The organism is Actinosynnema sp. CS-041913, assembly GCF_050942485.1.
Classification (GTDB): Bacteria; Actinomycetota; Actinomycetes; order Mycobacteriales; family Pseudonocardiaceae; genus Actinosynnema.
In genome coordinates, this window is record NZ_CP192037.1 from 1,198,834 (window position 1) to 1,212,841 (window position 14,008).

General features: G+C 75.1%; 10 protein-coding genes. 8 read left to right on the forward strand and 2 right to left on the reverse strand.

The features are described from left to right. The first annotated feature begins 47 nt into the window (after positions 1 to 47). Genes ACQPZF_RS05960 through ACQPZF_RS05975 form a run of 4 tightly spaced genes read left to right on the forward strand, consistent with a single transcriptional unit; the run spans position 48 to position 6,670 of the window. A complete protein-coding gene (locus ACQPZF_RS05960) occupies positions 48 to 2,258 on the forward strand; it encodes a fibronectin type III domain-containing protein (protein WP_433269082.1) in 2,211 nt (736 codons plus the stop codon). 37 nt (positions 2,259 to 2,295) lie between these two features. Then, complete coding sequence (locus tag ACQPZF_RS05965) at positions 2,296 to 3,249, forward strand: AAA family ATPase (RefSeq protein ID WP_433269084.1); 954 nt, start codon at positions 2,296 to 2,298, stop codon at positions 3,247 to 3,249. Between the two features lie 2 nt (positions 3,250 to 3,251). Beyond that, complete coding sequence (locus tag ACQPZF_RS05970; RefSeq protein WP_433274446.1) at positions 3,252 to 4,409, forward strand: DUF58 domain-containing protein; 1,158 nt, start codon at positions 3,252 to 3,254, stop codon at positions 4,407 to 4,409. Then, positions 4,406 to 6,670, forward strand: a complete 2,265-nt coding sequence (locus ACQPZF_RS05975) for a transglutaminase TgpA family protein (protein ID WP_433269086.1) — start codon at positions 4,406 to 4,408, stop codon at positions 6,668 to 6,670. The genes ACQPZF_RS05970 and ACQPZF_RS05975 overlap by 4 nt, the downstream gene beginning before the upstream one ends. Here ACQPZF_RS05975 and ACQPZF_RS05980 read toward each other — a convergent pair whose 3' ends face one another. After that, positions 6,671 to 8,182: a serine/threonine protein kinase gene (locus ACQPZF_RS05980; RefSeq protein WP_433269088.1), complete on the reverse strand. Its 1,512-nt coding sequence runs from the start codon at positions 8,180 to 8,182 to the stop codon at positions 6,671 to 6,673. It abuts the gene before it with no gap. Between the two features lie 96 nt (positions 8,183 to 8,278). Here ACQPZF_RS05980 and eccD point away from each other — a divergent pair, with 96 nt between their 5' ends. Both eccD and eccB read left to right on the forward strand, forming a co-directional pair. After that, positions 8,279 to 9,799, forward strand: a complete 1,521-nt coding sequence (eccD, locus tag ACQPZF_RS05985) for a type VII secretion integral membrane protein EccD (protein WP_433269090.1) — start codon at positions 8,279 to 8,281, stop codon at positions 9,797 to 9,799. Between the two features lie 4 nt (positions 9,800 to 9,803). Next, positions 9,804 to 11,234, forward strand: coding sequence for a type VII secretion protein EccB (eccB, locus tag ACQPZF_RS05990; RefSeq protein WP_433269092.1), 1,431 nt, complete (start codon positions 9,804 to 9,806; stop codon positions 11,232 to 11,234). 21 nt (positions 11,235 to 11,255) lie between these two features. On the opposite strand, the gene ACQPZF_RS05995 is transcribed toward eccB, so the two are convergent. Next, the gene (locus ACQPZF_RS05995) at positions 11,256 to 11,870 is read right to left on the reverse strand and encodes a TetR/AcrR family transcriptional regulator (protein WP_433269093.1); all 615 of its coding nucleotides are present in this window, start codon (positions 11,868 to 11,870) and stop codon (positions 11,256 to 11,258) included. Positions 11,871 to 12,072: 202 nt separating this feature from the next. On the opposite strand from ACQPZF_RS05995, the gene ACQPZF_RS06000 reads away from it, so the two are divergent. After that, entirely contained in the window at positions 12,073 to 12,834 is a 762-nt protein-coding gene (locus ACQPZF_RS06000) for a PP2C family protein-serine/threonine phosphatase (RefSeq protein ID WP_433269095.1), read from the forward strand. Beyond that, entirely contained in the window at positions 12,831 to 14,003 is a 1,173-nt protein-coding gene (locus ACQPZF_RS06005; RefSeq protein WP_433269097.1) for an FHA domain-containing protein, read from the forward strand. The genes ACQPZF_RS06000 and ACQPZF_RS06005 overlap by 4 nt, the downstream gene beginning before the upstream one ends. Positions 14,004 to 14,008: the final 5 nt, after the last annotated feature.

The following is a 14,008-nucleotide window of genomic DNA, read 5'->3' on the forward strand; positions in this document are numbered from 1 at the left end:
CGCAGGCCGGGTCGGACGGCTTCCCGCGGCCCGGTCAGGAGTGCGGTGTGACCACGAACCCGGTCGGCGCGAGGCCGTCCCGCGGGCCCGCGCTCAGCGCCGTGTCCCGGACGCGGGTGATGATCGCCGCGCTCGTGGCGGGCTGTGTCGGGCTCGTCGGCGTGGCCGTGGCCGGGCAGGGTCCGATCGCGCCCGGCCTCCAGTTCATCCAGGTGGGCCACTGGGTCTACAGCACCGCGTTCCAGTCCGCGTACCACGTCGACGGGTCGACCGGCCAGGTGGACGCGCGGGTCGCGCTGCCCGGTGTCGAGCAGGGCAGCCAGGTCGTGCAGGGTGAGAAGTCCGGTTACGTGGTCGAGCGCTCGCGCATCACGGTGTTCGGCAAGTCCACCCTCAGCGTCGAGAACACCGTGACGCCCCCCGCCACCGAACACCCGGTCGTGCTGGAGGTCGCGGGCGGCCCGTACCTGGTCTACCGCAACGCGGGCCAGGTGGTCCGGCTCGGCGACCCGATGGCGACGGTGCCGGCGGGAGGTCCGCTGTCCGAGCCGACCGCGACCGCCGACGGAAGCGTGTGGCTGCACCGGATCGACACCGGCTCGCTGTGCGAGCTGCCCCGCGACGCCACCCGCATGTCCTGCCCCGCGCAGCTCGAACCGGGCCACACCGGTTCGCTGACCGTCGTGGACGACCGGCCCGTGCTGGTCGACACCACCACGGACTCGTTGCGCACGTTCGGCGAGGACGGGTTCGGCGAGTCGGTCGCCCTCGGGCTCGACCTGCCGGCGTCCGCCCAGGTCGCGAGCAGCACCGCGGACGGGCGGCTGGCCGTGGTGGACCCGGACCGCAAGCGGCTGCACCTGGTCGACACCGCCGGGCTGCGCAAGCGCCCGGTGGCCAAGCCGGTCGAGGTCGAGCTGCCCGCGGAGGGCCGATTCGCGGGGCCGGTCGCCGTCGCGCAGGTCGTCACGCTGGTCGACCAGAACCGCGACGAGCTGCTGACCTACGACAGCAGCGGCTCGCGCAAGAGCGTCACGAAGGTGCCGGGCGCCGGCGGACCGCCGAGGCTCGCCCGCGGCGAGGACGAGCGGGTCTACGTCGAGCGGCCGGACGGTTCGCACGTCCTGGTCGTGGACGGCCGGCAGGGTTCGGTGGCCCACGTGGAAGTCGGGAAGGACCTGGCCGAGTCCGCCTCGCAGTCCGCGAGCGCCACGTCGACCACGGCCTCGACCACCGCGTCGACCACAATCTCGACCACGGTGCCACCGCCGACCGGCGAGCAACCACCCGCGGACGACGAGACGAGGTCCCCGCGCACGTTGGCCACGAAGCCCGCCGCGCCGCCGGTCGCCGCCGCGACCCCGCCCGGCGCGCCCGGCGACGTCGGCGCGGTCGCGGGGGACGGCTCCGCCGCGGTGACGTGGTCGCCCGCCGCCGCGAACGGTGCCCCGGTCACCGCGTACCACCTGCTCTGGTCCGGCGGGTCCACCAGCGTGGACGGGTCGGCGGTCAGCGCCACCGTGCACGGCCTGGCGAACGGCGTCGCGGTCGCCGTCACCGTGGTCGCCGAGAACAGCGCGGGCCGCGGTCCCGGCGCGAGCGCGCCGCCGGTCATCCCGCTGCGCGCCGCCGCCGCGCCCGAGGTCACCGCCACCACCGGCCCCGGCGGGAACGTCGACGTGACGTGGAACCAGCCGGACCTCGGCGGCGGCACGCTCGTCCACTACCTGGTGAGCGCGGCCGGCCAGGCGGACCGCGAGGTCACCGGCACGTCGACCCAGTTCTGGGCGGTCGGCGGCATCACCGGCCTGGTCACCGTCCGCGCGATCACCAGGTTCGGCCCGCCCGGCTCGCCGACCGTCACCGGACTGCCGGGCACCGACGTGATTCCGACCCCGTTCGGCTACCCGATCGTGAAGATCCTCAAGGTCACGCGGACCGGCCCGGAGTCGGTGACCGCGACCGTCGACGTCAACACCAGCGGCACGGACACCACCTGCGAGGCGAGCATCTTCAACCTCGGCGGCGTGCCCACCACCACGGTCCCGTGCGCCGGGGTGCAGGACATCGTCGTGCACGGCGCCCCCACCGACCCGGCGGCCCAGGTCCAGGTCATGGTGTACGCCCGCAACGCCACCGGGCAGGGCCAGCCGGCCACCTGGATGGACGTGCCCGCACCGGCCTCCGGGCCGACCGGGGGAGCCGGGGGAGCACCGCCGCGTCGGACGGGGCTGTTCGGCGCGATGGCGGCACGGTGACGCGACGGCATTCGGATCCGAGGAAAGGCAGCACGTCATGACGCCCACGCCCGGCGCGGCGTACGACCTCATCGCGGACAACGTGCAGCTTGTCGTGCGCGGCAAGCCGGACACCGTCCGCCTCGCCGTGGCGGCCCTGTTCGCGGAGGGCCACCTGCTGATCGAGGACGTGCCGGGGGTCGGCAAGACGACCCTCGCGCGGTGCGTCGCCGCCAGCGTCGGCGGCCGGTGGCAGCGCATCCAGTTCACGCCGGACCTGCTGCCCGGCGACATCACCGGCGTGATGGTCTACCACCAGGGCGCGGAGGCGTTCCGCTTCCACCCCGGCGGGATCTTCGCCAACGTGGTGCTCGCCGACGAGATCAACCGGGGCACGCCGAAGACCCAGTCCGCGCTGCTGGAGGTGATGGAGGAGCGCCGGGTGACGGTCGACTCGGTGAGCCACGACGTGCCGCGGCCGTTCCTGGTGGTGGCGACGCAGAACCCGATCGAGATGGAGGGCACCTACCGGCTGCCCGAGGCGCAGCTCGACCGGTTCCTGATGCGGCTGTCCGTCGGCTACCCCGACCACGACGCCGAGGTGATGGTGGTGCTGGGCGACCGCGCCGGGGTGAGCCCGGACGAGCTGCGCCCGGTGCTCGACCTCGCCGACCTGCAACAGGTGATCGCCGAGGTGCGCAAGTGCCGGGTGGCCCCGGAGATCGTGTCCTATGCGGTGCGGCTGGCGGCGTCGAGCCGGCGCCACCCGGCGGTCCGGCACGGCGTCAGCCCGCGCGGCAGCATCGCCCTGATCCGGGCGGCGCAGGCGTTCGCCGCCACGCACGGCCGTGACTACGTGGTGCCGGACGACGTGAAGGACGTGGCCCACCCGGTGATGTGCCACCGCCTGGTGCTCACCCCCGACGCGGAGCTGGGCAGGCGGCAGACCGGCCACGTGGTGGACGAGCTGCTGGCGGACACCGCCGCGCCCACGGCCGCGATCGGGGGATGAGCGTGCGGCTCACCCGCCGCGGCGTCGCCGTGCTCGCCGGGGCCGTCTGCTGCTACGCGTTCGGCGTGACGGCCGGCTACCCGTTCTTCCTCGTGCTGGCCGGTGGCGCGGTCGGCAGCGTGCTCGCCGCCGCGGTGACCACGACGGTCCGGCCGAAGGTCGAGATCAGCCGCACCGTCCACCCCGACCGGGTGGAGCGCGGCAAGCCCGCCCTCGCCTCGCTGGTGGTCCGCAACACCACCGCGCGCCGGCAGCCCGGCTTCACCGCCGGCGACCGGGTCGGCGTGGATGTCCGGACGGTCGGGGTCCGGCCGTTCGGGTCCGGCGTGGACGTCCGGACGGTGCGGGTTCGGCCGCTCGCGCCCGGCGCGGAGGCCACCTACCACTACGAGCTGCCGACCTCCGTGCGCGGCCGGCTGCGGGTGGGGCCGTTCGCGGTGCACCGGTTCGACCCGTTCGACCTCGTGCGCGGGCACCCGACGGTGGGCGACTCCCGGAGCCTGTGGGTGCACCCGCGCACGCACCCGGCGCGGCTGGCGCAGGTCGGGCACCCCCGGCACCACTACGACGGGCCGCTGTCCGATCCGCCGCTGCACGGCTCGTCGGACCTGCGTGCGGTGCGCGAGTACGTGATCGGCGACGAGGTGCGCCACCTGCACTGGAAGGCGACCGCCAAGACCGGGCGGCTGATGGTGCGCGAGTACGTCGACCCGGCCCGGACCAGGTGCGCCGTGGTGCTCGACACCAGGCGGTCCGCGATGGGGCCGGCGGTGTTCGAGGAGGCCGTGGAAGTGGCGGCCTCGCTGGTGTACGCGTCGGCGTCGGCCGGTCAGCAGCTCCGGCTGATCACGCCCGGCGGCGACACCCCGGTCGACGGCGGCCTGCGCGCGGCCCGGCCGCTGCTGGACGAGCTGTGCCTGATCGGGCAGGACGCGGCGGACGACGTGCCGTTGACGCCGAAGTCCGTGACGGCCCGGCCGGGCGGCGCGCTGGTCGTGATCACGGGACCGGTCGCCGACCTCGGCGCGGTCGGCGGGTGGCGGCCGGACGCGGTGATCCGGCTCGGCGGCACCGGTCCGTCGTCCGCCGGGCTGATCGTCGCGGCGGACGCGGTCGAGGCCGTGGCCCGCTGGAACGCGCTGCGGGACGGCCGCTCGTGACCGCGCCCGTCGATCGGCTGGCGGTGGTCGGCCTGCTGGGCTCGACAGCCGTCGCGGGCCTGCTGTTCGCGCCGGTCTTCGGCTTGGCCGCCTTGCTGGTGCCGGTCCTGGTGGTGGTCCTCGTGGGGTACGGCTGTGTCGAGCTGTGCGCGCGTCGGCCGCGGTTGACGCCGTACCGGCCGGTCCTGCTGCTGTTCACGGGTGTGCTCGGGCTGATCGAGGCGGTGCTGTTCCCGACGACCGTCGCGGGGCTGCCCACGGCGGCGTCGCTGCGCGGCATCCAGCGCGGGCTGACCGAGGGCTGGCTGCTCACCCTCCAGTCCACGTGGCCCGCGCGCCCGGATCCCGACCAGCTCCTGTTCGTCCCGCTGGCGGTGCTGCTCGCGACGGTGCTCGGCGTCGAGATCCTGCTCCGGCTGCGCACCCCGGCGGTGGCGTTGCTGCCCGGTCTGGCGGTGGCCGGGCTCGCGCAGGCCTACCAGGCGTCGACCGGTGGCACGGCGCTGCTGGCGGCGGCCTGCTACGCGGGGCCCGCCGCACTGCTGCTGTGGGCGGACCGCCCGAGCCGGACCGGTCCGCGCGGCACCGGCACGAGGCCCGGCCTCCCGAGTCCGACCGGCTCAGGTGACACCGGCCCGAGATCCGGCCGCCCGGGTCCGACCGGTCCGCGCGGCACCGGTCGGCGATTGTCCGATGTGGACATTCGGTCGGCGTCGGCCACGGTGGTCGCGGTCGTGGTGTGCGGGATCGTGGTGGGCGGCTTCGACCCGGTCGGGCGGGAGCCGTACCGCGTCAAGGACGACCAGGCCGTGCCGTTGCGGCAGCAGCGGGTCGGCAACCCGTTGCAGGAGATCGCGCAGCGGCTGGCCGATCCGGAGCGGGAGGTGTTCCGGTACCGCGCCGACGCGCCGGTGGACCGGTGGAGCCTGGTCGTGCTGGACGGGTTCGACGGCGTGAACTGGTCCGCCGACACGAGGTTGAGCCGGCTGGGCGCGCGTCGGGACGGGGCGGCGGGCAGCGTCACCCGGACGGCCGACGTGGTGGTGGAGGACCTGCCGGGCCCGTGGCTGCCGAGCCAGGCGATCCCGTTGGGCGTGGACGGGCTCGCCCCGCTCGTGGACCAGTCCGACGGCACCCTCCTGCTGGCCGGGCCGGGGGACCGGCGGTACCGGCTGACCTGGTCGGAGCCCGAGATCGACGCCGCGGCGCTCGGCGTCGGCCCGGTCGACCCGGAGGCGGGCGGGCTGGACGGGCTCGGCGTCGTGCCCGCCGAGATCGGCCCACTGGCCCGCGACGCGGTGCGCGGCCTGCGCCCGACGTTCCAGTCCGCCCTGCAACTGGAGCGCTACCTCGCCCGGAACTACCGGCTGGCGGTCGGCGACGACCTCCCGACCGGGCACGGGTGGCCGCAGCTACGGCACTTCCTGACCGAGAGCAGGCGCGGCACGAGCGAGCAGTTCGCCGCCGCGTACGTGGCGCTGGCGAGGATGAACGGCATCCCGGCCCGGCTGGTCGTCGGCTATCGGGGCGGCGTCGCACGGGACGGCTCCTACGTGGTGCGCAACCGCGACGTGCTGGCGTGGCCGGAAGTGGCGGTGGCCGGCGTGGGCTGGGTGCCGATGGACCCGACGGCGGCGGCCGGGGAAGGCCGGTCCGGTCCCGCGCCGTCCGGACTCGCGAAGGCCGCCGCGCAGGCCCGTGAGCAACTGCCGCCCGAGCACGAGCTGCGCCCGCCGGAGCAGCCGAAGCGGGCGTCCTCGGAGACCCCGGCGGCCGATGTCGACCTGTGGTTCGCGGCCGTGGCGGCGGCCGTGGCGCTGCTGGGGCTGCTGATCTGCTGGCTGGTCGGCGTGCCGGTGGCGAAGGCACTCCGGGCCGGGCGGCGTCGTCGGCGGACCGGGGCCGAGGGCGTGATCGCGGCCTGGGCGGAGCTGTGCGACCGGCTGCGGGCCCACGGCGTGCCGTTCCGGATCGGGATGACGCCGCGCGACCTGGCCGAGTCGGCGGCCCCGGTGATCGGCGAGCCGGCCGCGCAGGCGATTGCCCGGCTCGGGCGGGTGCTGGACATGGCGCTGTGGTCCGGCGTGCCGGTGGCGGACGGTTCCGTGCGGCGCGCTTGGGAAGAGGAGCGCGCGGTCCGTCGCGGTCTGGCGGGACGGCCGTTGTCCGCTCGACTGCGCGCGGCGGTGGATCCGCGCCCGCTGTTGCGCCCGTCCGTGGACCCGCGCTCGTTGCTGTTGCTGGTGAGCCGCGTGTCCTGATCAGAGTCCGCATTCCGCGCCGCGGACGGGCACCGGCTCGCTGGTGTAGATGTGGCGGCCGTCCGTGGCGCGGACCTGGAAGCAGTAGCGGCGGGTCGGGTCCACCGGCACCCGCAGGTTGTGCTGCCGGTGGGCGGTCAACACCATGGTGTCGATGAACTCGCCCGCGACGACGACGGCGAAGTCCAGGTCGCCGTCCGCGCGCCAGGACAGCTCGACGTGGCTGCCCCGGTCGGTGGGCGGGTCCAGCACGAGGTTGATCCGGCCGGGTGCGGCCGAGAGCGTCCCCGGTGGTGGCTGGGGTTCTTCGGCGGCGGTGGCGGGGCTGGTGGGTTGCGTCTGGCCGTCCTGCCCGATGACCAGCGGCACGGTGATCAAGCCTGCTACGAATGCTGCGCCTAGACCCGTCCACACGGCGGTTCGTCGGCGGGTGGACCGGGTGGTCGGTGCGGTCGCGTCCGTGCTGTGGACGAGGGTGCGGCCGGTGGCCGGCGTCGGCGGCTTGGGCTGCGAGGCGAAAGCGTCGAAGTCGAAGTCGCCGGGATCGCTCGTGTCGGAGTCGTCCGTCTCGGGAGCAGCTCCCTGCACTGGCACGGATTCGTGAGTCGGTGCCGGGGCGGGGACCGGTGGGAGCGGCGCGGTCGGCGGCACCGCGTGCGGGTTCGTCATCCGGAGCAGGTGTTCGAACAGGCGCGCCACGCCGTCCGCGTCCGGAGGTCTGGCCGCCGGGTCCTTGGCGAGCAGCCGACCGACCACATCGGACAGTTCGGCCGGCACGCCCGCGCCCCGGACCGGTGGCACCTGCTCGCGCAGCACCCGCAGGATCCGCTCACCGGGCGGCTCACCGGTGCGTCGGGGGAACGGCGGCGCGCCCGTCAACGCGGCGTGCAGCACCGCGCCCAGCCCGTACAGGTCGGACGCCGCGGACCGGGTGTCGTCGCGGAGGGTTTCGGGCGAGGTGTACTCCAGCGCGTGCGTCGGGTCGCGGGGGAACGGCTCGCGCAGCGCCAGGCCGAAGTCCGCGACGACCAGTTCGCCGGACCGCCGGTACAGCACGTTGTGCGGGGTCACGCCGCCGTGCACGACGCCCGCCCGATGTGCCGCCGCGAGCGCCCCGGCGATCACCCACCCGATGCCGAACACGTCGCGCACGGTGGGCTTCCCGACCGCGAGCGCCTGGGCGAGCGAGCCCCGGCACAGCTCCATCCGCACGCCCGACCGGCCGTCCGGCAGGTCCACCAGGCCGTCGACGGGCAGGATCGTCCGCACCGGCACGGCGGCCAGCGCCTGGCGTTCCCGGTCGAGCCACGCGGTGGTGTCGCGGTCGAACCGGTCGGCGAACACCTTCACCGCGATCTCGGCTCCGGTGGCCGCCAGCCGGGCCGCGTACACCGTGGCGACGGGACCGGCGGCGAGCACCCTCGGGTCGACGACCGCGCCACCCGCGTCCACGCCCATGAGCCCATACCCCCGCCCGCGGGTGTCCGCGGTCTCCGCCGTCGGCAGTCGCACGCGCCCAGCGTAGGAACGCCGGTCGGCCGCCGGCGCCGTGCGGCAGGTTCCTGCCTGTGCGGCCCGCGGCCGGGCGGGCCGGCCGAAACTCGTCCCATGCAGATTACCGGCCTGGTCAGGATCACCGTGGCCACTCCGCACCGGCGGATCGACATGGCGCTGCCGGAACACGCCGCAGTCGCCGAGGTGCTGCCCGGCCTGCTGGCGCGGGCGGGTGAGGGCTTGGCCGACGACGGCGTGGCGGACGGCGGCTGGCTGCTCCGCCGCGCCGACGGGACGGCGTTCGAACCGGACCGCACGCTGGCCTCGCACCGGGTGCGCGACGGGGAGATCCTGCACCTCACCCCGCGCCACCTGGACTGGCCGGAACTGGAGTACGACGACCTGGTGGACGCCATCGCCACCGGCTCCGGTCGGGCCGGCCGGGCGTGGGGGCCGCGCCACACCCGGCGGGCCGGGCTCGCGGCGGGCGGCGCGGCGCTGCTGCTCGGCCTGGTCGCCGTGCTGCGGGCCGGGCCTCCGTGGACGACGCCCGCGCTGTGGGCCCTCGGCGTGGCGGCGGTCCTGCTGGTCGTCGCCGTGGTGCTGGCCCGTGCGGTCGGCGACGCGGGTGCGGGTGCGGTGCTCGCGGCGGTCGCGCTGCCGTTCGCCTTCGCCGGCGGCGGCCTGCTGCTCGCGGGCGACCGGCCGCTGAACCTGGCCGGCCTGCTCTCCGCCGGCGACCGGTCGCCGACGCCAGGCGGGCTGCCCTCCGGCGACCGGTCGCCGACCCCTGGTGGCCTGCTGCCCGGCGAGGACGGGCTGCCGGCCGGTCACCTGCTGCCGGTCGGCGAACACGCGCTGTCCGCCGGTCACCTGCTGCTCGCCGGGGCGGTGCTGCTGCTGGTCGCGCTGGTCGGCCACCTCGGGGTGACGGCCGCTCCCGCGCTGTCCGCCGGCGCGGTCACGGTCGGCGCGCTGTGCGTGATCGGCGGCTGGCTGGGGACGGGCGCGTGGGCGGCCCACGAGTCGGCGGCCGTCGTGAGCGGAGGTCTGCTGGTCCTGTCGACGGCGTTCGCCCCACTGGCGTTGCGGCTCGGCCGGGTGCCGATGCCGGTGCTGCCCCGTTCCACCGCCGACCTGCTCCGCGACGAGCCGCAACCGCCGCTCGCGCTGGTGCACGCGGCGGTGGTCCGGGCGGACGCCCTGCTCACCGGGATGCTCGCCGGGTCGTCCGTGGTGGTCATGTGCTGCCAGGTGGTGCTGGTGCGCAGCGACAGCACGGCGGCGGTGGTGCTGGTCGCGGTGCTCTCCGCGGGCTTGCTGTTGCGCGCCAGGCTCTACCCGATCCTGCGTCAACGGCTGCCGCTGCTGGTGGCGGGCGTGTTCGGGGTCGGCTGCCTGGTCGCGGGGCCGGCCATGGCCGACCGGGACGCGCTGCTGGTGGTCACCGGGCCGGTGTTGCTCGTGGTGGCGGCCGGTGCGATCGCGGCCGGCATCGTGTCGAGCACCCGGGCGCCCAACCCGTACCTGGGCCGGTTCGCCGAGTACGCCGAGATCCTGGTGATGCTCGCCGTCGTGCCGGTGGTGTGCTGGGCGCTCGGCCTGTTCGGCTACGTGCGCGGACTGGGGGGCTGACCCCGTGGCGTCCAAGCGCGATCAGCTCCAGGCGTACCAATTCTCCGTCCAGCGGGCGACGTCGGCGCTGGTCACCGGGGAGACCGATCCGGAGCAGCCGCCGTTCCGCCGCCCGGTAGGGGCGTCCTTCGCCGGCGTCGCACTGGCGCTCGTCGCGCTCGCCTGCGTAGGCGTCTACGGGATGGTCGTGCCGGGCGGCAACAACGCCTGGCGCAAGGACGACGCGGTGATCGTGGAGAAGGAGACCGGCACCCGGTACGTCTACTTGAACGAACGCCTGCACCCTGTCGCCAACTACGCGTCCGCCCTGCTCCTGATCGGCGGGCACGGCCGTACCGAGCGGGTGTCGCGGGACTCGCTGGTCGGCGTCCCGCGCGGTCCCCGGCTGGGCATCGCGGACGCGCCCGACGCGCTGCCCGGCCCCGACCGGCTGCTGTCCGGGTCGTGGTCGCTGTGCTCGGCCCCGGCGGGCGACGCGGCCGGCCACCGGGTCGAGGAGTCGGTGCTGCTGGTCGGCGTGGCGCCCGGACACGGCGTCGGGCTCGGCGAGCGGGCCCTGCTGGTGGAGTCGACGCCGACCGGCGAGCGGTTCCTCGTCTGGCGCGGCCACCGGCACCGGATCGAGGACTACGGCGCGGTGGGCACCGGCTTGGCGCTGACCACGCAGCCGTGGGCCAAGGTGGGCCGGTCGTGGCTGGACGTGCTGCCGGACGGAGCGCCGATCGGGCCGATCGGGGTGCCCCGCGCCGGGGAGCCGTCCACGGCGGTGCCCGGCCGGCCCGACCTGCTTGTCGGGACGCTGCTGGTGGTGCGCACCTCGGGCGGCGGGCTCCAGCACTACCTGGCCGAGCCGGAGTCGTTGCGGCCGATCACCGAATTGCAGTACGACATCCAGCGGGCGTACGCGCCGAGCCTGGCCGCCTACCCCGGCGGCGAGCCGTCGGCGGTTCCGCTGGCACCGGCGTTGGCCGCCGGGGCACGGCGGCAGGAGCCCGCCGCCGCCGAGCACGCCGCTCCCGCCGCCCGGCCCGGTATCGCCCGGCTGCCGGACCGGGAGGTCGCGGTGTGCGCCACGGTCGAGCCGGGGCAGGCGGTGCCGCACCTGGTCGTCGGGGCCACGCTGCCGCCGGCGGACCCGCTGACCACGACCACCCGCCGGGACGAGCGGGGCACGCCGCTCGCGGACCGCGTGCACGTGCCGCCGGGTTGGGCCGCCGTGGTGGAGGCGATGCCGTCGGCGGACGCCCCGGTGGGCACCTTCACCGTGGTCACCGACCTGGGCCGGCGCTATCCGGTGGCGCGGCCCGAGGTGCTGGGGATGCTCGGCTACGCCGCGGCACGTCCGGTGCGGCTGCCCGCCGGGCTGGTCGTGCGGCTGCCGGAAGGCCCCGGACTCGACCCGGACGCCGCCGCACGCCAGCCGTCGGGCGGGTGACGGCGGCGTCCCCGCGCGGTGTCACGACGGCGACAGGGCGTCCATGACGAGCGTGACGATGTCGCCGTACAGGTCGGTGCGGACGATGCCCGGCTCCATCACGTGCTGGAGCGCCAGACCGAGGAAGATGCCGTTCAGCCCCAGCGCCATGTCCTCGGCCGACATGTCGGACCGGAACGTGCCGCTGTCCAACTCGTGCTGCATGAGCGCGGCCATCATCGCGCGGATCGTGCGCGCCCCTTCGGAGAATCGGGCGCGGATCTCGGGATCGCGGGCGGCGGCGAACAGGAACTCCATGTGCAGCAGGAACCACTCGGGGTGCTCCCGCAGGTCGACCATCGACCACTCGGTGACCGCCCGCATCCGCTCCCGCAGCGAACCCTCGGCGGCGACGAACACCCCGGCGATCGCCTCGGCCCGCCGGCTCGTGGTCCGCTCGTACAGCGCGAAGTACAGGTCCTGCTTGTTGCGGAACTGCGAGTAGACCGCGCCGTGGGTGTACCCGGCCTCCTCCGCGATGTCGCCGACCGACGCCCCGGAGTACCCCTTGCGCGCGAACACCCGTGCCGCGGCCTCCAGCAGCTCGTCACGCGTCTGCGCGGCCCGTTCCGCACGGGTCGGACGGTTCGGTGGCACTACGTTCCAAATCTGGCTTGTGGACGCGATCCGGGCGAGTGGTGGCTACACGATAACCCAACCCCGACACCGCGTCGCGTGATCGCGCGACCGTCGCCGGCGGTGCGCGACGCGGTCGGGTGCAACATTCTCGGAGGGGCCGGCGATGTGAGACGCGAGTGGCGGTCGTCGTCGGGACGACCTCCTCGTTCGGGAGGCGTTGATGGGCGTGCGAGCCGGGGCCGCTTCCGACGTCGGCCTGGTGCGGCTGTCCAACGAGGACAGTCTGCTGGTCGGCTCCGCGCTGTTCGCCGTCTCGGACGGGATGGGCGGGCACGCCGCCGGCGAGGTGGCCAGCGCCATGGCCGTCGACCACCTCCGGGCGCTCGACGAGCGGGCGGACTTGCGGCCGGACGACATCCGGGCGACGTTGTGGGAGGCCAACACCGCCATTCGCGGCGCCGGGGCGGCGAACCCCGAGCAGGCCGGGATGGGCGCGACGGTCACCGGGATCGGGTTGGTGCAGTTCGCCGGGTCGCCGCGGTGGGTGGTGTTCAACCTCGGCGACTCGCGGGTCTACCGGTACGCCGACGGCGTGCTCACGCTGCTGACGGTGGACCACTCCGAGGCGGCCGAGCTGGTGGCGTCCGGCACGCTGACCGTCGAAGAGGCGCGGTACTCGCGGTACCGGAACGTGATCACCCGGGCGTTGGGCGTCCACCCGGCGGTCGATCCCGACCAGTGGGTGTTCCCGCCGGTCGCGGGCGAGCGGTTCGTGATCTGCTCGGACGGGTTGACGGGCGAGTTGGAGGACGTGGAGATCGCCGACGTGCTGCGGGACGTGTCCGATGCGGAGCCCGCCGCCGCGGAACTGGTGCGGCGGGCCGTCGCCGCCGGCGGGCGGGACAATGTCACCGTGGTGGTGGTGGATTACGGCGTGGGTGACGTCGAGCTGGAGGAAACCTTGTCGCGGAGTGCCCGGTGACCGTTTACACGCCCGGTGCGGCGGTTGCCGTGGTGGCCGACGGGACTTGGCTGTTGCTCGGTGTCGCGCCCGGATCGGGTGTGGTTCGGCGGTGTTGGGCACTCGTGCGCGACGGGGCCGGGTTGGATGACGTGGTTCGCGTCATCGCGGAGGAGGGCGACCGCGCGGTCGGGAGTTTCGCGCTCGTGCGGTGGAGCGAGGCCGAGCGGCGGGTGGTGCTGCGGGGCGACGCGGTGGTCGGCGTGGTCGGGCCGGACGGCGTGCTGCTCGAACTGAGGGACGACCGGGTGGCCGCGTGGGTCGACACCGGGCTGCCGGACGTGGTCGCCGAGCTTCGGCTGGCGGTCGGCGTCGGCGGGGGCGCCGAGCTGCCGGTGGAGCGCGGAGTGGTGCTGGCCTGCCGACTGGCGGCGCGGTTGGCGGACGTACCGGCGGTGGTCTCGCCAGTGCTCGCCGAGCCGGTGCTCGCCGAGGCGGTGGCGGTGGCGGTCGATCCGGTGCCGGCGGTGGTCGAGCCGGTGTCTGTGCCGGTGGTGGTGCCGGAGCCGGTGGCGGTTGAGCCGGTGTCCGTGGTGGCCGAGGGCGTGACGGCGGTGATCGCGATGCCCTCGCCTGCGGAAGGTGTGACGACGGTGATTTCCGTGCCCTCGCCGGAAGTCGACGAGACGATGCTCCGCCGCAACTCCTCGCCCGAGGACACGCGGCACGTCACGGCGGGCACGCCGAAGGTGCGGGCGATCGCCTGTCCGGCAAGGCACCTCAACCCCGAGCACGCCGTCGCCTGCCGCGTCTGCGGACAACGCCTTGCCCCACAAGAAGCCTTCGTCGCGCCACGCCCGCTGCTCGGCATCCTGCGGCTGTCCACGGGCGAGGTGGTCCCGCTGGACCGCGGCGTCGTCCTCGGCCGCGACCCCCAAGTGGCCGACCGCGGTCTGCGTGCCATCCGCTTCGCCAACCACGGCAACGACATCTCCCGCAGCCACGTCGAAGTCCGCCTGAACGGCTGGGACGTCCTGGTGGTCGACCTCGGCTCCAAGAACGGCACGACGGTCATCGCGCCGGGCTGGTCGCCGCAGGCGCTGGCGGGGCTCATCCCGGCCATCCTCGCGCCCGGCTCCCGGGTGATGCTCGGCGAGGGAGCGTTCTTCACCTACGACGTGACCGCCTGACACCG

Coding starts and splice junctions, on each gene's coding strand:
- ACQPZF_RS05965 (WP_433269084.1), top strand. CDS start 2,296: ATGACGCCCACGCCCGGCGCGGCGTACGACCTCATCGCGGACAACGTG.
- eccD (WP_433269090.1), top strand. CDS start 8,279: ATGCAGATTACCGGCCTGGTCAGGATCACCGTGGCCACTCCGCACCGG.
- ACQPZF_RS06000 (WP_433269095.1), top strand. CDS start 12,073: ATGGGCGTGCGAGCCGGGGCCGCTTCCGACGTCGGCCTGGTGCGGCTG.